The following is a 19,839-nucleotide window of genomic DNA, read 5'->3' as shown; positions in this document are numbered from 1 at the left end:
GCCACAACGAAGGCAGTTTCAAGACACTGCCGAGCGGCCACATCCGGTAGCGGATCACCGTCGAATACCGAGACGGCACCAAGGGCCGGGCAACCGGCACAAGCCGCACGATGACCGAGGCGCGGCGGGATGCGCAGGAGGCACGCGAGAAAGCCCGGCATGGGGATATGCCGAGGGCTGACAACCTCACGCTCGATACCCTGCTTGAGAGTTACCGCAGTTACATGGCGCACGACCCTCAGGCCAACGAGGACGAGAAAGACCGTCGCTGGTCGTTTCGCACCACCCTGCACAACGCCTCGCTGCACGCCACGTACATCAAGCCGCATCTCGGCTCCCAGAAAGCCGGGGCCATCACGCCGAAAATGTTGCGCTCCTACTACCAGAAACTCACCGCACAGAAACTCGGGAACAGTGGACAGAGACAGATCGCTTCGCTACTTTCCGGTGCATACAAATGGGCCATTGCTGAAGAACTCCTTCCGCCCTCGCAGAACCCGACCCGGGATGCAAAACCGCAGCGGCGTAAGAAGGTGACGGCGCAGGTTCGTTCCTATGACCGGGAACAGTCCATCCGTCTCCTTGAAGTCTGCGCCAAGGAACCGCTTGGCCTGCCAATCAGTTTCCTCCTGTGGACGGGGTTACGCATTGGGGAACTCACGGCGCTGCGCCGCTCGGACATTCTGGTTCAGGAGGACGGCACAATCGCCATTGCCGTTACCAAAACCCGTTCTGAGTTTCGGAGCACAGTGTACGAGAACGAAACCAAAACCAAAGAGTCCAACCGCCTCGTCTTTTTGGAAGCGGAAGCGGTCGAAATCCTGAATAGGCGACTGGAACTCTCGAAAATTGAAGCAGCGTCTACCGGACAGCCCGAAACGGATTATCTGTTCGCGTTCCTGCGGCAACCACAGCGCAAAGCGGGAGTAGCGAAACAGCAACTCCCACTCCTGCACAACACGCTCCGCCAGGCGATGCAGCGGATTTGCGACATGGCTCAGGTGCCCCGACTCTCGCCACACAAATTGCGTCACACTCGCGCCTCGCTCCTTGTCGCTGAAGGGCATTCCATCACGGCTATCAGCAAACACCTCGGTCACGCCAAGATCTCTACCACCACCGATTTTTACGTTCATTCAAACCATGAGGAACAGAAAAAACTGCGTGTGTCCTTGAGAAAAGAAGAAGCCGGAACAGATTCCACTGACGACGAGTATCGTTGTCGCACCTCCGTGCCGCCATAAGGGGTGAAAGAGATTGTCAACCTGGTTGCCACTCTCTCCAGGGAACCTGTTGACCTCTTGCCCTCCAATTCTCAGGTAGAACCCACACCAAGACCATCTATCGGCATGACGGCAAAACCGTATGCACTACAGGAAATGACGTTATGAAAACGTACACTGACGAAGAAAAAGCTCAAATCAAGGCGGAATCCGGCGACATCGCCGTGAAGATTTCTTCTGCTGACGCTTTCGAACTCAAGAGATTCGGCTCGCTTGAAAAAACGCTGACTCTTCTGGCTCAGGGCCTCCGCATGGGCTATTACAATCTGCCCGAACTGGAAGACGGGGAAGTCGAGTGCCTCTTCTACACTTTCAACGGGACCATGACCGAGGCCATTACTCTCCGCTACATCAGATACGAGTTGCAGGATTCCCACCATCCCAGCAGCCAATCGTTGTTGGAGAAGTTGGAGCGAGCAGGCGATTTTGAAATTTACGCTCTGCTCTTTCGTTACGTCTCTGAAGAAACAGTTTTTATCCGGAATCTCGGCGTTGATCTCTCTTCAGACTTTATAGAGTCCCAAATGCGTTATTAATTTTGTCTGCTCCGGTGTCTTCCGGACATTCCGGGAACCAGGGGCAAGAATAGCGTCACGAAGGATGCTGTGAATCAAGCGCTCTTCCTAATCTTAGAAAGTCAGGGGCCGCGAGGAACTTCTTGGGTAGTAACAGATAACTTCAACGAATTGGCTGTGCGAACATTTGGCTTTCGCACAGCCTTATTTTTGGTGGCTTCAAAAGTGGCCTTGCTGGTTCTCCCGACATGGACATACTGACTGGCAGACCAAACAGGACATCCGGACTCAGTGGCTCACAACAGTCACTTGGCAACGTTGCCTGCAGGAAGTAGACCATCCGATTAAAGAGGCAGCGATCTTTTTGCGACGGGGGTATCCGGGAAGACTCAAAGGGATATCAATGATTTCTTCCTGCTGTCGACGTGGAAAGTTCAGCCACGGTAGATAACGGCATCTTCGACTGCCGCCGCGATTTTGACCAGGCGCTCCTTGTTTTTCGTTTTCAGCATCTTCTTTTTGCCAGAATTCGAGGTCAAGATCAGCGAATAAACTGGCTTGCTGATAATCCACGCGGCAAAACCGACCAGTGCGAAGCCGAGAAGCAACACAGGCCTCGCGTCCGGGGACGTGAATCCCCAGTAAAGGAGCGGCAAACCAGTAATGAGGCAGCCCACCTCAATCGCCCCCATAGGGTCTTTGTGAATCGAGACGGAGGTCACGCCACTCATTGCAATCGTTTGACCGTTCGTCGAGAACCTGGCGCTGGTGACCGTGACACCCGCGTCCCTATAAAATTCCACTTCTCCTGTCTTTTTGGTCATTTTCAGCCCTTGTTTACTGGTTTTCGTCGAGTTTCCACGAGTTGTCCTGCATCTGCCGGAACGTGAGCGGACGCTCCGTCTCCGGTTTGCCGGGGAAGTGGAAGAGTTCTTCGATTGCTGGCGTATTCCAGGCTTTCGGCGTGTAGGTGTAGTGTCCTCTGGCTTGAATCACGCCGTTCTGAGGTTTGGTCACCTCGGTGACCTCGGTCAGTTTGAGGTCGCCTCGGCAAATCGTCTTGCCCCCGGGCTGCATCACGTCCTTGGCAATGCTGAGCATCGTTGCGCTCGGGGTAACTGTTTCGGTGTAGTCGTCGAGAGAATTGGGGTCATAGCCAGCCGGGGGCGGCGAAATGGTGATGAGCTTGGTTCCTTCGAGTTGGGCGAAGCGCGGGTCGACCTTCCTGTCGTTGTGCGACACCTGCAGGGTGTGGCCGATGATGTACGGGCCATAGGGATTGATTTCGGTGCAGTAAGGCACCGTGGGATGGGCCTGCTGCGCGATACCCAGGAGCGCCTGAGCGTCTGGGGCTTTGTTGTTCTGGCAACTGGAAAGCAGCGTCAGGCCGAGGACGGTCGTGAGGGCAATTCGCTTCATAGTGAACCTCGTAGAGCAGTCAACCCTGTTTTATGCTCTAAACGTATTTGTCCACTTAATAATAGTACAATTACTCACTGGAGGCAATTTGGTAGGCGCGTCAGGGTGAAGGAATGCCTGAAGCTCCTCGCCATGAACGTCCGCCCTCACAGGAGCGACTGATTTTCGGTCGTCGGCTTCGTGAGGAACGGCAGAAAGGTGGCTGGACGCTTGAAGACCTTGCCGCCGAAGCACAGATGAACTGGTCGTATATCGCTCAGATCGAGCGTGGGGAAAGGAATCTGCCTATTGACACGATGTCTCTGCTCGCCCAGGCACTTGGGGTCAGCCTGGTTTCACTGCTGACAGAAAAGTGATTCCTGACGGGTCAAGGCCCGGGAGTCAAGACGGCAATCACTCTGACCCTTTCCAGCACAACCGTGTCACGTCCTTTCTCCGTGAAGGTGCCCTGTAGGGTTTCCTCGAAATCAGGGTGAGCCAGCAGGGAAGCGAATTCCTGACGCACGAAGTCCTGAAGAGGAGGCGGTGCGGCGCGGAGTTCATCACTCAACTCCGGCCTGCCGTCCAGCACCATCAGGATGTCCTCAAGGTCATGGCTGAACATGCTTCCCTGACCACGGTCTCGCCAGGCCACCAGTTTCGTGGCGATCAGGTGTGGGGCATCGAGCACACGAACCGTCCTCCCTGAGGGCAGGGTGACCTGCCGGGCATGCTGAATCGCGGAGGCATACCAGGGATTCGTGAAGCCTTGCATCTCACCGTCGTCGGTCATCACGTCCAGTACCAGGCTGCCTTTCTTCCAACGGCAGAGGGGGCCTTCCTGATCGGGTTCAAAACCCAGACCTGTCAGGCGTTCTTCCAGTTTCGACAGTTCACTCCGCCTGCTCACATGGGTAGCGACATCCACGTCGTTCGTGGGCCTCACGGGGCCTGCCGCCTTGTCCGTGAGCAGCAGTTCCACCGTGGCCCCACCCACGAAGACCAGTCGCTCCAGGAGGGGCTGCAACTCCAGGGCGGCCTGTTCAATGAGTGCGGTAGGCGAGGGCATCAGCACCAACTATAGAGGCGGTCTTTGAGGAACTCCGCTGCCCGCTCCCGTTCGCGGATTCGTCCTTCACGGAGGGCATCGATCAGGCTCAGGAGTTCATACACCCTTTCGTCGGTCATGGCCTTCAGAACACTGGGATGAATCGGCGTGAGGGCCGGGCCACGCACCGTTCCCTCAGGGCTGGGCCAGACCGGGACACCACCGTCTGGCGTCGAAAATTCCTGTTGCAGTGGAGCAGCACCGATAGAAGTGGGAATGCCCCTGGCAGGTGCGCCCAGTTCTGCAGGGTAAACGTACTTGAGGCCATGCACCCAGAACTCCAGCAGAGCCTGCCTTCTGGGGTAAGGCACCTTTCGCCCCTGATCTTTGAAGAGGCTGGCCTTGACCAGTCGTTTCGCGGCGGCATGGGCCTCGGCACTGCTGATATTCAGGGCCTCAGCCAAGCCAGCGTAGGAAATCCCAACTAGCGCTACACTGACCAGTTTTGCCGCGACCATGGTATCCACAGGCTTCATGACTCAGTTTATTCTAAATTCGCGAATATTGAATGGAGTCGGGATTTGACTCTTCCTGACCATAAAGGGCCGCCAGGCCCAGCAGGTGTACGCCTTCCTTCTCAATAGTTTCCGTAAAGCCAGACCGGGCAAACAGGGCGTATTGCGGCTCACCCTTGCCGTATTTGACGGATTGGGTCTTCTCGCACAGATGGTCGAGGATATTCTGCCCCACCGGGTCTTTCCACCATTTGCATTCCCCGTAGACCACCTGCTCATCGAGCAGTGTTGCCACCACATCCACATCGAAGTCGCCCGACCAGATAGAACCGACCTCACGGGCGGGCATTCCGAAGCGTTCCTGACCGTAGAGTCGCAGGTAATCCCGGCAGATACGCTCGAACACGTCCCCCATGTATTTATCCAGATTTGGAGTGATGACATGCTGCCAGACCGCTTCGGACTGTCCAGCCTCCAGAGCCGAGGAGTTCGGCAGAACAAAGTGATACCAGAAGGCCAGAAAAGGGTCGGCCAGTCGGTATCGGCGGTTGCGGCCTTTGGGTGGGGCGTCCAGCGAACGGGTCACCTCGACCAGGCGCAGTTCTTCCAGTTTGCCGATGTAGGGGCTGAGGTGCTGGCTGCTTTCCAGTTCCGGCACACGGTTCAGAATCTCGCCCCAGGTGGTGCAACCGTCCGAAATGGCCCGCAGGATGGTGGCGTAGCGGGCCACGTTCTGAAGTTCCGCCTGCAAGAGGTGAGTAGGTTCGTCATGCAAGGGTGCGCCGTTTCGCAGGATGACCTGCATGACGTTTTCCTTCAGCGATTCCTGCGGTTCACACAGCGCCAGGTAATAGGGCATGCCTCCAAACACTGCAAAGGCGTAGGCCCGGTCGGACAGCGACCAGTCAGGGAAGCGTTCACTGGCTTCACGGTAACTCAGAGGCGGGAGGTCGAGTGAAAAGGTCTGTCTGCCGTGGAGTGGATTTCTCTCGGCCAGCAGTTCCCCCATGAACGCGATACTTGAACCGCACAGCACCAGATTGAAGGACAAACTTTCCGCCTGCACCCTGTCCCAAACCTGCTGAACGATGGAGGGCAAAGCAGCATCTCCATCACACAGGTAAGGAAATTCGTCGAGCACGAGGGTCAGGCCAGGGCGAGATACGGACAGCCGAGCGAGGTAAAGCAGTACCGCTGCCCAACTGTTCAGACCGTCGAGCACCGGGTCGTCACCCAGCACCTCCCGGACGGTCTGGCGCAGGAGAGAGAGGTTTTCGGAGGAGGTCAACCGATTCGCCTGATAGTAGATGTGTGGCCTGCCTTCCAGACTCTTCAGAATCAGGGTGGACTTGCCGACCCGCCTGCGCCCGCGAACAAGAATCAGGGAGGGACGTGACCGGGCATACTCGGCCTGTAAAGCGCTGAGTTCCTGAAGACGACCTAAAAACATACCAATTAGTATAATCTTGATTAGGCTAATTCGGATTAGATAACTTGAAGCGCATCAGACTGGTCTGGACTGTGAAGCGGAAGGATGCCACTTATAGAGCCTAAACAGCAAAAGATTCTTGAATCCAGACTATTTCGTCTATTTTTACCCGTAAAAGCGCACTATTCGGGCCTTTTTCGGATATTCTGGATTTCGTGGATTCTGGTTCTTCGGCCAGAACCACCCATTCCCACTGGAGAAACGGCTGTTTCGAGCGGAAATTTATGTCTTGGGATTAGAGTCGATGCTGTCCGAAACGACAAATTCAGAAGCAAATCCCACAATCCCACTTCTGCGAGGGAGAGAGAAAGTGATAAACCGATGCTCCGACCTCTGTGAGGGTAGACGTTCACCTCCCGAGAGTCGCCAGCCCACCTACAGAGGGCCAGCAAACTGTTTTGGACACGTTTTGGACACAGGGCGGAAATAGACCACATCGTTTAGAGACGGCAAAGTAAAGCCCCCGCGCTGGGCGGGGGTTTTTCTGGTGGGTCGTATAGGAATCGAACCTATAACCCGCTGATTAAGAGAGAGCCTAGAGGTCTTCCTGTAGGGTGGCTTGCAGCCCTGTTGGTTCCTGTTTCTTCCGTCCAAGACAGCATGATTCAGTATGTATACGCCTGCTGGTTACTGCTGGTTACTGGGTGATTCTGCTGGGTTTTTGAAAGGTGTGGGCGAAAAGTGGGCGAAACCCAACAGGCGTGAAGACAGGATCTATACCCTGCTGACAAACCTGTGCTATTTTCTGCCCATGACATACGGTTACGCTCAGAACCAACTCCCGCCAGACGTTATGGCGGACTTGGTCTGCGGCGTTGCTGAATGCAGTCGGACGGCTCTTGAAGAGGAGATGAGTCCGCAACAGGAAGCCGCGTACCAGCAGTTCCTCGCGGAAAACTGGGATGCTATGGAACATGCACACTTGGGGACATTCCGGAATCTGCCTTTTCCCCAATCTGGGACTTCCCGCCGTGCCCACCGCAAAGCGCGTCAGAACTACATTCGTTTCGGCGCGGCCCGTAACAGTCTGGCTGACAAGAGACAGTTGTACGGTGGGATGGAGCCGGAGCACCTTAAAGAGGAAGCACTGGCGCGGTGGACGCCTGATGAGCTTGCCGGAAAATCCGTTGCCGAGTTGGCAATGATGCTCATGACTTGGGGAGTGGCACTGCATGCATACGGTCGCTACGATGCGGCCCGAGCTATCTTCGACGCCTATGCACAGGCTGTTGGAGCTGAAAAAGCGCTGCAGGCGGAGGCGCTGTGCATGACCCTTGATTTGGAGCTGTCTCCTGATCTTGATGTCCTGGTGTTTGCTCGCGAGCTGGTCAGTGACAGAAGGGAGAACCGCAGACCTCCGCGCCCACGGCATAGCCGTCCTGTGCCACCCACGGCATCTACTGCACCGCCCCAACGCTGATTTGAGATCGGCTCTCTCGCATTGCTGAAGTACCGCTTCCAGCACAGCTGAGCTGCCTTGATCTCTCAGCGTTTTTTGCGCTGGCAACATAGAAACTTCTTTTCAGAATAGTGCTGACAGTGTTTCGCCACGTTGATGCCATGGCAGACACCATCTCAGCGATTTCTGATACCGACACGCTGTTTTTACACAGTGTGGCGTAAACCTATTCATTCATCAAAGGAGGCAAACATGACTTTTGCCCTCGAACCCTTCGAAAAACCCATCGCCCTACACCGCAAATTCGGCATTCCCCGCGACCGCCTGTACAAGGCTATTCGTGAAAAGGAACTCCGCACCATCAACCTCGGAACCCCGCAGCGCCCCTCCTACTTCATCTATCAGAGCGAATTTCAGCGCTGGCTGGAAAGTTGCGCCGAAGGAGGCCAAAAATGATGGTGCCCGGTGGGACGACCGGGCTTGCCACCAACATCGTAGCATCCTCGATCAAGAATAACCTCGTTCAGGACACTGTTTTCCATACGGCTAATTTTCCTTCACCAAGCTGCTGCGAGCGAAATTGGCGGCAGGCGGGGAAATTAGTGTCAGCAGTCGGTAGCACGGTAACTTTTTCGCCCACTTCCAGCTTGGGGGTGATCAGGCATGAAAGATGAACACCTGCTCGCTGAAGCCCTGCAACACCCAAACAACAATGCCTTGGCGCTGCTGCACTGGCTGGCGAATGAGTTGAACGTCAACCTCAAGCCCACACGCCTGAAACGAACTGGCACCGTGTGCGACATCCGACCCGGTTTTCAGGAGGAGCATCCCAGCCTGTCATACTCCGATTCCTCGTCTGGAGCTGTATTCAAACGGCATGGTGCGGACGATTTCGGGGGTGGGGCCATCGATTACATCACGGCCTGTCTGATGATCCCGAAGTCAGACGCTGCGAAGATCTTGCTTGACCGCGCTGACCTGACGCACCGACTACCTGAAGCACAGGGGAGCGCCCCGAAGAAGTCAAAGGCGACAACAAAACCTGCTCCCAGGCAACAAACTACTGTTGCTCCTCAACTGCTGACCCCTGAAGCAGTGGAGGAAAGCTTGAAGGGCTGGCAGCCGTTCGATGCGGAGTCACACGTCGAGGCTGCTCAGCACCTTGCCAAACGGGGCCTGGTGGAGGCCGCGCAGGAAGGTTTTCTCTCCGTGGTCGTCCATTCCAGTCAAGCCAAGTTGGCCTTCGCTGTGCCGGGGACAGATGGGAAGCTGATCAATTACAAGGCCCGCAACCTTCAAGATCCGTTGCCGAAGGGAGCGCAGCGTTACCACTACCTCATCACTGGTGGGGGTGCGCCCGCATGGTGTTCACGGAATCTGGGTAAGGCAGACCGTGAAATCTGGGTGGAAGGCGAGCTGAATGGCGCTGCTGTGAGCTGGGCGCTGCGGGACACCGGGATTGCTGTACAGGGGATTGCCGGGGCCAGCACCCAGCCTCACACCTCGCACCTTGCACAGGGTCGCCGTGTCATTTACATCTACGCCGATCCAGACGAGGCTGGAGATAGGGCACGGGCAGCCTGGGAAGAACTGGCCCTGACCTTTCCTCAGACGGTCGTACAACTCCCACGCTCGCTTTTCCAGAGTGCTGCAGCTGATGAGGTTGCTGATGCCTGCGACGTGCTTGGCTTCAGGGGTGTTGCCGAACTTGAAAAGTGTCTGAAGGCGGCCCTCAATGCTCAACCTGCGACCGCAATTCACATGCTCAGCAACCGCGCTTACGCCGTCAGAAAAGGGACTTTCCAAATCTTGCATCGTGATTCCCGTAAACAAACGATGCAGTCCGAGGAACTCACCGATTTCGTGGCATTCATTGACGAGGAGCGGCGTCTCAGTGATGGTGAATCGCCACCCACCATCAGTTTCCGCCTGTCTGGCGTGACAGAAGGTGGCAAGAGACTCCCTTCGATTATCGTGCCCGCGCAGGATATTCGGACTTTGGCCTTCCTCGGAACGAACTGGGCACTCGATACAACGGTGTACGGTAAGCCTGGTGCTCGCGATCATGTCGCAGCCTGCATCAAGGTCTTCAGCAAGGTGCGACAGGTGCAGCACAAGCTCGTTCTCACGCATACCGGCTGGCATCATCACGGTGAGGCAGGATGGGTGTACCTGACTAATGATCAGGTGATCGGCAAGGATGGTGTGGTGACGGACGTTTCCGTCGAGTTGCCGGACAGTTTGAAGCGCGTCCGTCTGCCTGCTCCTCCCGAAGGTCAGACAGAAGTTGAGGCTGTGCGTCAGACTCTTGCCCTACTTGATATCGCCCCACCAGAGGTTGCCCGCGTGGCTTTAGCTACCCTAATGCGTTCTGTTCTCGGGCCGCTCAACGCAACGGTCGTCTTTCATGGGGCGACAGGCCGTCACAAAACGACGTTCTTGGCGCTGCTGATGGCCCATTTCGGCCCGGAGTTCCAGCTCAACAGGCCACTGACAGGCTGGGACAGTACGGCAAACCACCTCGTGCAGATGCTGTATCACGCCAAGGACATGCTGGCGCTGGTCGATGACTACAAGCCCAATGCCTCCCGTGGAATGCAGGCACAACGCATCGCTGGCACCTTCATGCATGTCCTGCAAGCGATGGCGGACGGTGGAGGAAAAGGGACACTGACCGCTGACCGGGTAGAACGCGCCATCGTGTACCCGCGAGGCACCCTGATCACCAGTGCCGAGGACATCCCTGAAGGCCACTCGAATCAAGCACGCAGCCTGCTTGTCCCTGTACGGGTTGACCTCCTCGGAGAGCGGAAGGAACGAAGCAGAATCTACCGCGACGCCGCTAAGTATGCGAAGCAGGGTGGCTATGCCGCCTCAATGGCAGGGTATGTCCGTTACCTTGCCGGACACTACCCCGATGTGAGGTTGGATAGCGCAAGGCATCAGGAACACCTGGCGCGGTACGCGGACATTTTTCAGGGTGCCCACGACCGCAATGGAGAGGCGGCAGCTGAACTCTCGTACGGCTGGCAGATGTTTCTGCGTTATGTCGTCGAAAGGGGCATCCTGTCACGCGAAGAGGCAGAAGTTGAATGGCAGGAAACCTGCAAGGCACTGATGGATGTGGTTGCAGGACAGGGGGAATACCACACGGAGCAAGACCCGGTGACCCGCAGCATCCATGACCTGATTACCTTGCTGGCACAGGGCACAGTCTATCTGCGTGACTCGAAGACAGGGGAAGCGCCACCACAGCCTCAGGTCGCAGGCTGGGAGGTGACGACCTCCGGCTCAGAGGTCAGCACGTCACACCGACCAAGCGCTAGATCAATCGGCTGGGTGGATACCAAGGGTGAAGTGAGCTGGGCTTACCTGCTTCCCAGAGCGGTATACGCGGAGCTGGAACATTTCAACCGCGCCCAAAACACGTCTCTGCCGTCGTCCACCTCACTTTGGACGGCTTTTCGTGAGCGATTTCAGGGTGAGCATTTGATGCACTGTGACGTGGATTCACGCAAAGGGGGCCGCGTGATGCGCACCACGAAAAACGTGTACGTCCCGTACCTCACCAAAAACTACCGTTGTGTAGTGCTGGCTTTCCCCTTTGATGTCCTGCTGGGTGGGAAAAGTGGGAATACTGTCCCTGAATCGCCTGATCTGTCGACCAGCCCGCGAGATTTTTTCTTCCCACCACTCTTCTTGACAGACGGTGGTGATGGGAATACTGGGAAGGAAGATCCGGGAGTCAGGGCGACAGCAGGGGGAGACCAACAATCTGTCGACCACCATCTCATCCCGGCAGGGACAGAACCTGAACTTACGACCATCCCAAACGTTGCCAGTAACGAATCAACGCACACTGACATGGCAGAGCAGGGCAATGGAAAAATGCAGGTTCTGGGGGGGATCTGATGCTGCGGTCTGCCATTCTTATCCATCTGATGCCAAGGCAGAACAAACGCTGCGGCAGCTGTAGTCGCTTGACGGTCGTGAGCAAGGCGGTCGCGTCATGGCGCTGATCCCCACCAAGCCGAGCTTGGCTAAGTCGCTGCACCAGGCCCGTGACATCCGCCTGAGCCGCATTGATCACCTTGGCGATCATCACCTGATGTTGCACTTCCGCTGGAAGCGGCGAACCATCAAGTTTTCCTGTGCCATCCTTGAAGTTTTCGATGCCGACCTGCCCCCGGAGCCTCCCAAAAAACAGGTCAGTGAACGTCGTTCCCCACTCAAGGAACTTCCCGTGGAGGTACTCATGAAAGCAGGTCGGCCACTGTACTTCAACGAGCAGTGGTTACGGGAAAAATTGAAGGAACACGGCCTGGCGGCCTGACAAACTTTATGAGAGAGGGCGTAAAACCAGCGTCCAGCCGACTTCCAGCAACGTAATGGGGTCAGAGCATTTCTTCTTCCGTTTGCCCAGAGGTTCTGGATCTGGCCCACCTGGCAGTGCCAGGTGGGTAAACACTTCGAGGCCGCGACTGAGTGCCCAGCGCATGGCCCGTTCCCCAATCTTGAGATAACTCAGCCCACGTTGCCAATGCGCGTCGACCATTCGCCGTTTCCCTTCCGTGACGATCTGTACACCCTTGGTGACGAGAAAGAGCGTGGCCAGCGCCAGAACCATGACGAGCCTGTTCAGGCTCGTGACATCACGGAGCTTCGAGGATTCCAGCCCGTGGAGACCACTTTTATCGTCCAGGAAGCCCTCTTCGATTTGGAAGCGTTCGCCGTACTCAGCGAACGTTTCCAGGTCTGTCGGCTCGCTGCTCACGACCTGCCACTGCTCCTGAACGTCTGTGGGTCGAGCGACCGCGACATGGACTGGGCCAAACGCCTGCCCGGTGATGGCGACGTTGTGGAAACAGCGTGTTTCCCTGGGGCGGAGTCGAATGTCGTCGAGCTTGCACAGGCGCTGACCTGCAAGGTCAGCGAGGATCAGGTTCGACTTGATACGGATGCGGTAGTGCCATTTGCAGGCCCAGAGCCAATCCATGAGTTCACTGTCGCAAAAACCTCGATCAGCAAGGAGCCGAACGTCATGGATGCCCAACGCATCGAGGAGGCCTTTGACACGGGCGAGCACAGGGAGAAGTTGTCGGGTCGAAACCTGGGCGCTCTCGTGCTGGATGACTTCCTGATGCAGTGGAAGAGATCGTCCCCTGAAAGTGACAGCAAAGCGAATCAGGCAGAATGTCCCAAAGAGCATACTGGTGTCCAGAGCGAGCACCAGGCGGTGCTCGCCCCAGTGACGAAGGGCTTGGAAGACCAGCGGCGCATAGATCTCGAAGGGATCAACCTTCGGGTTCTCCAGAAACCTGCGGGCCTGAATCTCTCGGCTTTGCGCGAACTGCGCTTTTGAGATTCGCCCGCTCACCCACGCGGGGATGGAGCAGATTCGGCTTTCCAAGCACCCTGCGACGAGCCAGGCACAGGTGTCCGCATTGCGGACATCGTTCCAGGAGAGGGCGCTGAGGAAGGGTCGGACATTCTGGTAGAGTCGGGGGACGTCCCCGAGGATCGTTTTTGTCGTCATAAACAGAAATTGTTCCCTATCGGGGACGTTTTCTCATACTTTCTGTCAGGCCGTCAGGAGGCCCACCAGAACACAAGCCCGTTCGGGCTTGATGTGCGCAGTGATCAGTTGCCTGACCAGGGCACGTTTCTGAGTGGGCGTTACCGCTTTCTCCCAATCACGTCCTTCATGGCGTCGATCTCCAGGCGCTGCTGGCCAACAATGCGCAGCAGAGGGGCGTTTTCCTTCTCCAGTTGACGAAGCGGCCAGGCTTGCTCAAGCGAGTCCGTTCTGGCCAAGAAGCCTGCGGGCTTCGTCGTGGTTGATGTCGCCGTACCTCTTCTTCCAGGCGTAGTAGGACGCGGTGCTGCACCCGAAGTCGCGGCAAGGGTCTTCGACAGGCTTCTCGCCCTTTTTGCCTTCTTGGAGGAGGTTGATGATCCGGTCTTGGGTAAACTGACGGATTTTCATGACTGGGCCTCACTTTCCAGCTTAGGGCTGGGGTCGAGACTTTGTCTCTAGCGACTTACCTTCCAGTTTCTGGGGGACACTCCAGCTGAAGAAGTGCACTCGGTTCATTTGCCATTCAGGAACCATGATATTACAATGCCCAAGTTCATCAAGCTTCCCCAAGTTTCTCATGAAATGTCATGGGTAAGTTCCATCTGAGACAGGTCAGCACAAAACTCTCATCCGTTCGCTGAAAAGACGGATGGGCGTCTGGTGTAGCCAGGTCGCATTGCGGGCTGGGAAGACTCAAAGCATGAACGTTCTACTGGCCTCCCGTTGCTGAGTCCCTGGTTTCTGGCCGGCCCAGCCAATCTCAAAGCTGCGCCTCAATGCAAGACCCCTCATTACTACAGCAAGCCCTCCCTCACTTTCGACTTACAGGAGTACTTCATGAAGAACCCCAGAGCCTTGCTGCTCCTTGGTCTGCTAACCCTCGCCGCCTGCGGAACTGCTCCCGCCCCCGACACACACAACCCGCCTGTGAGCGCGCCCGATCAGGCACTGCGCGACTACGGTCTGTATGAACTGAATGTCAGTGGCCTCGACACTGACAAACCCAGCAGCCAAGTCTCGCCCATGACTGTTGCCCCGAACACCGAAGTCCAGGGCCTGCAGTACACCCTGCAATCTATCGGCACGCATACCGACGAAGTCAGCCGAACCCGTTACATTCAGGTCAGCTTTAAAGTCACCAACCCCACCACCCAGAACATCGGTGTGCCCACTTATGTCCCCGTGGACACCTCTGGCAGCAACGCCACCATCGGCACCACCCCCTTCCTGGAAGTCCGTTCCTTCGACGGCACCAGCGTCAGTTCCCGCGCCGCCGAGATGGTGCTGACCACCGCTTACCGCTTCAACAGCACGACCGGTACCAGCGAGGTGGACCCCAACGCCACCCCCTTTGTCCGTGAGCTCGACACCCGCGCCCTGAAAGTCACCGCGCCCAAAGGCACGACCGTCGTCCGCATCTTCCAGGAAGGCTGGCAGGGCCGCGCTCTCCCGGCCGGCGGCTCCCAGACCGTGACCTTCGCCACCCGCGTCCCTATGGCCTCGCAGCCCAAATACGACCCGGCCAGCTTCCGCCTGGTGTTTGCCGTCACGGACAACCCCGCTTCTCTGGCCCTCGACAAGACGCCCCCCACCGTCAGTGTAAGCGTCACGCCCACCACCCTGACCACGGCCGGTTCCGCCACCATCCGCGCCACTGCCACAGACAATAAGGGCGTCAAGAGCGTCAGCTTCTATGACGGCGCCGCGTTGCTCGGCACGGACACTCAGGCGCCCTACGAGTGGATCAAGGCCTACACCGCCGCCGACAACGGCACCCGCAGCATCCGCGCCGTCGCCACGGACACCAGCGGCAACACCGCCACCGCCCAGACGACCCTGACCGTCAACATCCCCAACACGCCGCCGCCGTTTCTGGGCAGCGGCCCAGCCACCCTGGCCACCGACCTGATCCGCTCCAACCGCGGCGAAGGGGTGCAGGGCTCGACCGTCCGCATCTACAAGACCGGCGACCGCACCCGCGTCCTGGCCGAGGCCCAGACGAATGCCAGCGGTTATGCCGAGTTCGCCAAGATTCCCGAAGGCAGCTACGACCTGGTATTCAGCAAAACGGGCGCCGCCGGCTCCGAATTTAACGGAGCCATTGCCAAAGCCGGCATCAACCACCGCCTGAAAGTCGCGCAGTTCGACGCGCAGAACCCCACAGCCAGCAAAACGACCGCCAAGCTTGCCCTGCTGACCCCCACTGCCCTGAACGCCACCGGCGCGGCCGTGGACTGGAAAACCCTCACGCCCGGCACGGTCATGAATGACAGCATTCAACTGCGGGCTTACACCACCACGGACAACCCCACCCCCCTGCAACTGAAGTACCTGATGTTCTCTCTGGTGTCCTTCGATGCCAGCGGGCAGATGAGCGAATTCCGCACCAACCTGTCCCCGATCGACGCGGGCAGCGTCATTCCAGGCATGAACAAACAGGACAGCGGGCAGGTAACCATGGACGCCACCGGCCTGAAAGGCGACATCTACGTTCAGGTGTCCGCTCTGGATTTCAACAATAACCGCTCCGCTTACCTTGTTCCGATTCGCCTGGAGCGCAGCGCCGCTGCCGGCAACGTCGCCGCGCCCACCGGCGTCAGTGCCGTCGGGTACACCACCAGTGAACGCATCAACTACATTTACGAGGCACCCACCCCTGACCTGACTCCCCAGGCTGCCCAGAAAGACACCAACAGCTGGGTCACCGTGTCGTGGGACATGCCCGCCAGCACCGACGGCTTGACCGGGTATCGCGTGCTGCGCGCCACCGCTGCCGATGGCCCTTATGCCGAAGTCGCTTTCGCAAGCGCGGCACAGTGCAGCGCCACCACCAAACGCTGCGCCGCCACCGACAACACCGCCACCCTGCAAGTCGGTCAGGACTACTACTACCGCGTCAAGGCGATCGGCAGCAACGAGGCCCTCAGCGCCGTTCCCGATCGCGTCAGTACTCGCCTGCTCACACCATTCACGCCGCAACTTCTGACGCCGGGTGCCGAGCAGACGGGCGTGGAGCTGCTGCCCGTCTACACCTTCAAGACGAACGCCTTCAACGGCGGTGCCACGGGCCTGCGTGTGGATCTGCGCGTCAGTGACACGTTTACGTCCGTCAGCAACATGGACGCCCCCTCGCTGCGGGTCATCTCGCAAAACGGCACGTTCAGCATCACCGGGGCCGGCACCGACACCCGCGATTACAGCAAGTGGGTCACGTACGACGCCGCGACCGACACCCTGAAAATCCCGCATGACCTGTCGCGTGTGCGCTCCGGCCTCGCCCCCCTTCCCCTGCAGGCCAACCGCCGCTACAGCTGGCTGCTGCACCGCGCCTACACCTACCGCCTTCAGGATCCCACCCAGCCTGAATCCGCCACCAATCCCGTCGTGGCGTACGCCGTGTACAGCGACCCGGACACCACCAAGGTCGTTCCCGGGGGCGTGACCCAGAGTGTCAGCACCATTCACCACTTCATCACCCGTCCCTGACCCTCGCCGGCTGGAAAGGAGCTGATGATTCTTTCCAGCTGGCCATAGCTCCGCCCTGTTCCTGCCCACCAAGGAGTTCCCGCCATGAAACGAATTTCCCTCGCGGCACTGAGCCTCACTGCCCTGCTCGCCGCCTGTCAGCAACAGCCGACCACGCCCAGCCGCACTCCCACCCTGAACGGCGCTCACCCCACCCCGGACATCAACCTCGCCAACGTCAGCGTGGACGCCCGCACGGGGAACCACTACGTCAGTGACCAGTTGGTCGTCGGGCTCGGTGGTCTGGCCGCTCAGGACATCGCCGCCGAACTAGGCGCGAAAGTCATTGACCGGATTCCGGCACTGGATGTGGCCGTGCTGCAACTCCCGAACCGCAACGCCCTGGAACTCGCCCGCCGCCTCAGTGAGGAAGGCCGCGTGAGCTTTGCCGCGCCCCAACAGGTGTGGGAGCGTCCCACGTACACAAAACAGGGTACCAGTGCCGAACTGAGTCCCCTGGCCGTCGTCAACCAGGTGTTCGACGAGTTGCCTCAGTACGCGCTGGACAGCGAGCACATGAATGCCAAGGCAGCCTGGGACGCTGGATTCACCGGTCAGGGCGTTACTGTCGGCGTGATCGACGACCCGGTGGACGTGTCTCATCCGGATCTGCGTGCCAACTGGGGCGGCAAGGCCTACGATCCCAAGGCCGACAAGACCTACACCACCGTCCAGAGCTGGATTGATGCCATCGACGCGTTTGGCGCCACGCCCATGCCCGTCGACAACCAGGTTGACCAGAATATCGAGCACGGCACGGCCGTCGTCTCCACCATCGCGGCAGCCCGCGACGGCAAAGGCATCGTCGGGGTGGCACCGGACGCCAAATATTTCACGGCCGCCATGTTCCAGCCCGGCAGTGTCGGCTCGGCCGGCGTCGCCAAAGCCATCGTGTGGATGACGGACAACGGTGCCAAAGTCATCAACAACTCCTGGGGCGGTGCCGGGTACGACCCCCTCATTAAACTCGCCATGGACTACGCCCTGGCCCGCAATGTCACGGTCGTCGTGTCCGCCGGCAACGAATCCCGCGAGTACTACCAGCGCCCCGCCCTGTTTGCCGGCGTGATTCCTTCTGCCGCGCTGGCCATCAACAACACCAAGGCCAGTTTCTCGACTTTCGGGCGTCATATCAGTGTCGCTGCACCTGGCAGTGACGTGCTGATGACCTCGCCACTGTTCATCAACGAGGACGGCACCCGCAAGACCGGCGCGACCCCTCCGGTCGGCAGCGGCTACATCCTGATGAGTGGCACTTCCTTCTCCGGCCCTTACACTTCGGCGACTGCGGCCCTGATCCTGGGGGCCAGACCAGACCTGGATCCATACCAGGTGCGCCGCCTGATGGAAGAAACGGCTGACGGCAGCATAGGCGAGAACCCCAGCGGCTTCGACAAGGGCACCGGCTATGGCCGAATCGACCTCGGCGCACTCGCACAACGCCTCAAGACGGGCGCCATGCCCGAGAAGGGGGGGGCGCTGCGCGTCCTTGTGCAGTTCACCAAACCGGACGGCACGACCACCGTCATGACCCAGCCGTCCGATGTCATCATTGAGAAAGACGGCACGAACGGCGCTATTTACGGCGCGCAAACGGATAACAAAGGGGTCGCGCAGTTCCTGGCAATGGCACCGGGGGAGTACACTATTCGCGTGGGCGGCCCTGACCTCACCGCTGACGCCTCGGCCACCCTTCGCGGCACGTACACCGGTAAGGTCACCATCACTTCCGGCACCACCGCCGCTACCACCCCCACCGTCACCATCACCCTGGACAAAGGGTACGTTGAACCCATCGTTGACACGTATGAACCCAACGACACCTTGCAATCCGCCTCGCCCATCACCATTGGCACGCGCACCAACACAGCCCTGATTTACAAAGACAGCTGCGCCAGCACCTGCACGCCTGCCACCGGCGACGTGGACTTCTACAAGTTCGAAGGCAAGGCCGGCCAGAAACTCAACATCACCCTGTTCGACAAGTACCACCCCACCGCTCCACTGGGAAGCATGTGGGGCATCGTGTACATCCGTGATGCTCAGGGAGTGACGCTCAAGGACACGCTGGGCAAACCCCTCAAACCCAACTTGACCACCAATATTCTCTCCGTGACGCTCCCTGCCGACGGTACGTACTACCTCCAGGCCGGTGCAAACAGCCACCTGAGTCCCACCAACGGTGAGCAGCCCTACAGCGGTACATTCGCCAACAGCAAGGGGAACCTCTTTGCTCTAGAAGTCAAACCGCAATAACGTCTTCAACCCCAGTTGGGGTTGACTCGGTTTTGCGTCGCTGAACTGAACGACCCTGCACTTTCAGTGCAGGGGTTCTGTTGCGGCTAAAGCCGCCTTCAATCTTCGATAATGAACGCTGAATCGTCTGGATCCTCAGCACCTGACAGGTTGAAGTAAATGTCGCCTGGGACCCAGAAAAGAATGGTAAGGGGCAGTTTATAGTGTGTGCTGAATCATTTTGACACCTTCACCGCATATCTCAAAGAACGCCTGCCACACCGACGAATAGACTCGCTTCGCTGTGTCGCCGAGGTTCTTTTCGGCCTCAGTAGGTGACAACTTCGTCTCCAGCCGCGCCTGGCGGGCAAAAGGGACGAGTGAGCAGACCCAAGAAAGCGATGAGTTGTTCGGGTTTCCAGCGCAGAGCATCCACGAGATGCTGAGCGCCATGCCGCACGAGACTGACTGCCTTGCGACCATGCTTCAGGACAGAGATAGGGTGGGTCTGGCCCAGCCAGACCCCGAGTCTCAGACAGAACATCCAGGCCAGTGTCACCAGCCCGAAGAGTCGCCCCAGACGGCTCTTTTCCATAATTCCTGTCCGCTCCAAATTGAAGCCCCGCGTTTTAAAGCTGCTGAAGGTGCACTCAATCGACCAACGCTTCTTGTAGAGCTTCCAGGTCTTCCGAGCGCCAAAATCGGTGGCGATGATGACTGGAGTGCTCCCCAGAAACTGGACGGTGAGTCCCTAGAGACAAAGGCTCGAACCCAGCCCTAAGCTGGAAAGCGAGGCCCAGTCATGAAAATCCGTCAGTTTACCGAAGACCAGATCATCAAACTGCTCCAGGAAG

At 58.2% G+C, this 19,839-nt stretch carries 16 protein-coding genes and 1 pseudogene; 9 read left to right on the top strand and 8 right to left on the bottom strand.

Annotated features, from left to right (window positions below; translation table 11 throughout):
* Positions 1–110: 110 nt before the first annotated feature.
* Both E5Z01_RS16580 and E5Z01_RS16575 read left to right on the top strand, forming a co-directional pair.
* Entirely contained in the window at positions 111–1,244 is a 1,134-nt protein-coding gene (locus E5Z01_RS16580; RefSeq protein ID WP_135230375.1) for a tyrosine-type recombinase/integrase, read from the top strand.
* Positions 1,245–1,387: 143 nt separating this feature from the next.
* Positions 1,388–1,819, top strand: a complete 432-nt coding sequence (locus E5Z01_RS16575) for a hypothetical protein (protein WP_135230374.1) — start codon at positions 1,388–1,390, stop codon at positions 1,817–1,819.
* A 413-nt stretch (positions 1,820–2,232) separates the two neighbouring features.
* On the opposite strand, the gene E5Z01_RS16570 is transcribed toward E5Z01_RS16575, so the two are convergent.
* Together E5Z01_RS16570 and E5Z01_RS16565 are read right to left on the bottom strand one after the other, a co-directional pair.
* Complete coding sequence (locus tag E5Z01_RS16570; protein WP_135230373.1) at positions 2,233–2,622, bottom strand: DUF6232 family protein; 390 nt, start codon at positions 2,620–2,622, stop codon at positions 2,233–2,235.
* 13 nt (positions 2,623–2,635) lie between these two features.
* Positions 2,636–3,217 (bottom strand): hypothetical protein, encoded by a 582-nt coding sequence (locus E5Z01_RS16565; RefSeq protein ID WP_135230372.1) that lies wholly within the window; start codon positions 3,215–3,217, stop codon positions 2,636–2,638.
* Between the two features lie 113 nt (positions 3,218–3,330).
* Between E5Z01_RS16565 and E5Z01_RS16560 the strand changes: the two genes are divergently transcribed.
* Positions 3,331–3,573: a helix-turn-helix domain-containing protein gene (locus E5Z01_RS16560; RefSeq protein ID WP_135230371.1), complete on the top strand. Its 243-nt coding sequence runs from the start codon at positions 3,331–3,333 to the stop codon at positions 3,571–3,573.
* Between the two features lie 11 nt (positions 3,574–3,584).
* Here the strand turns inward: E5Z01_RS16560 and E5Z01_RS16555 are convergent, their stop codons facing one another.
* From E5Z01_RS16555 to E5Z01_RS16545, 3 genes are read right to left on the bottom strand one after another with little or no spacing between them, the layout of a single operon-like run.
* Positions 3,585–4,265, bottom strand: coding sequence for a nucleotidyl transferase AbiEii/AbiGii toxin family protein (locus E5Z01_RS16555; RefSeq protein ID WP_135230370.1), 681 nt, complete (start codon positions 4,263–4,265; stop codon positions 3,585–3,587).
* Positions 4,265–4,780: a hypothetical protein gene (locus E5Z01_RS16550; protein WP_135230369.1), complete on the bottom strand. Its 516-nt coding sequence runs from the start codon at positions 4,778–4,780 to the stop codon at positions 4,265–4,267. The genes E5Z01_RS16555 and E5Z01_RS16550 overlap by 1 nt, the downstream gene beginning before the upstream one ends.
* A gap of 13 nt (positions 4,781–4,793) precedes the next feature.
* Positions 4,794–6,209 (bottom strand): ATP-binding protein, encoded by a 1,416-nt coding sequence (locus E5Z01_RS16545; protein WP_135230368.1) that lies wholly within the window; start codon positions 6,207–6,209, stop codon positions 4,794–4,796.
* 649 nt (positions 6,210–6,858) lie between these two features.
* On the opposite strand from E5Z01_RS16545, the gene E5Z01_RS16540 reads away from it, so the two are divergent.
* From E5Z01_RS16540 to E5Z01_RS16525, 4 genes are all read left to right on the top strand, one after another.
* Positions 6,859–7,668 (top strand): hypothetical protein, encoded by an 810-nt coding sequence (locus E5Z01_RS16540; RefSeq protein ID WP_135230367.1) that lies wholly within the window; start codon positions 6,859–6,861, stop codon positions 7,666–7,668.
* Positions 7,669–7,899: 231 nt separating this feature from the next.
* Entirely contained in the window at positions 7,900–8,103 is a 204-nt protein-coding gene (locus tag E5Z01_RS16535) for a hypothetical protein (protein WP_135230366.1), read from the top strand.
* A gap of 207 nt (positions 8,104–8,310) precedes the next feature.
* Positions 8,311–11,559 (top strand): DUF927 domain-containing protein, encoded by a 3,249-nt coding sequence (locus E5Z01_RS16530; protein WP_135230365.1) that lies wholly within the window; start codon positions 8,311–8,313, stop codon positions 11,557–11,559.
* A 97-nt stretch (positions 11,560–11,656) separates the two neighbouring features.
* The gene (locus E5Z01_RS16525) at positions 11,657–11,980 is read left to right on the top strand and encodes a hypothetical protein (RefSeq protein ID WP_135230364.1); all 324 of its coding nucleotides are present in this window, start codon (positions 11,657–11,659) and stop codon (positions 11,978–11,980) included.
* A gap of 6 nt (positions 11,981–11,986) precedes the next feature.
* Here the strand turns inward: E5Z01_RS16525 and E5Z01_RS16520 are convergent, their stop codons facing one another.
* Together E5Z01_RS16520 and E5Z01_RS16515 are read right to left on the bottom strand one after the other, a co-directional pair.
* Positions 11,987–13,183, bottom strand: a complete 1,197-nt coding sequence (locus tag E5Z01_RS16520) for a transposase (RefSeq protein ID WP_135230363.1) — start codon at positions 13,181–13,183, stop codon at positions 11,987–11,989.
* A 255-nt stretch (positions 13,184–13,438) separates the two neighbouring features.
* Complete coding sequence (locus E5Z01_RS16515; protein WP_135230362.1) at positions 13,439–13,633, bottom strand: transposase; 195 nt, start codon at positions 13,631–13,633, stop codon at positions 13,439–13,441.
* Between the two features lie 429 nt (positions 13,634–14,062).
* Between E5Z01_RS16515 and E5Z01_RS16510 the strand changes: the two genes are divergently transcribed.
* Entirely contained in the window at positions 14,063–16,711 is a 2,649-nt protein-coding gene (locus tag E5Z01_RS16510; protein WP_135230361.1) for an Ig-like domain-containing protein, read from the top strand.
* 84 nt (positions 16,712–16,795) lie between these two features.
* Positions 16,796–19,006 (top strand): S8 family serine peptidase, encoded by a 2,211-nt coding sequence (locus E5Z01_RS16505; protein ID WP_135230360.1) that lies wholly within the window; start codon positions 16,796–16,798, stop codon positions 19,004–19,006.
* 307 nt (positions 19,007–19,313) lie between these two features.
* Here the strand turns inward: E5Z01_RS16505 and E5Z01_RS16500 are convergent.
* A pseudogene (locus E5Z01_RS16500) lies at positions 19,314–19,703 on the bottom strand (transposase); the annotation flags it as partial.
* Positions 19,704–19,839: the final 136 nt, after the last annotated feature.

It is taken from the genome of Deinococcus fonticola, assembly GCF_004634215.1.
Classification (GTDB): Bacteria; Deinococcota; Deinococci; order Deinococcales; family Deinococcaceae; genus Deinococcus; species Deinococcus fonticola.
Note: the sequence above shows the minus strand (reverse complement) of the source record. Positions and strands in the feature narration are given on the sequence as shown.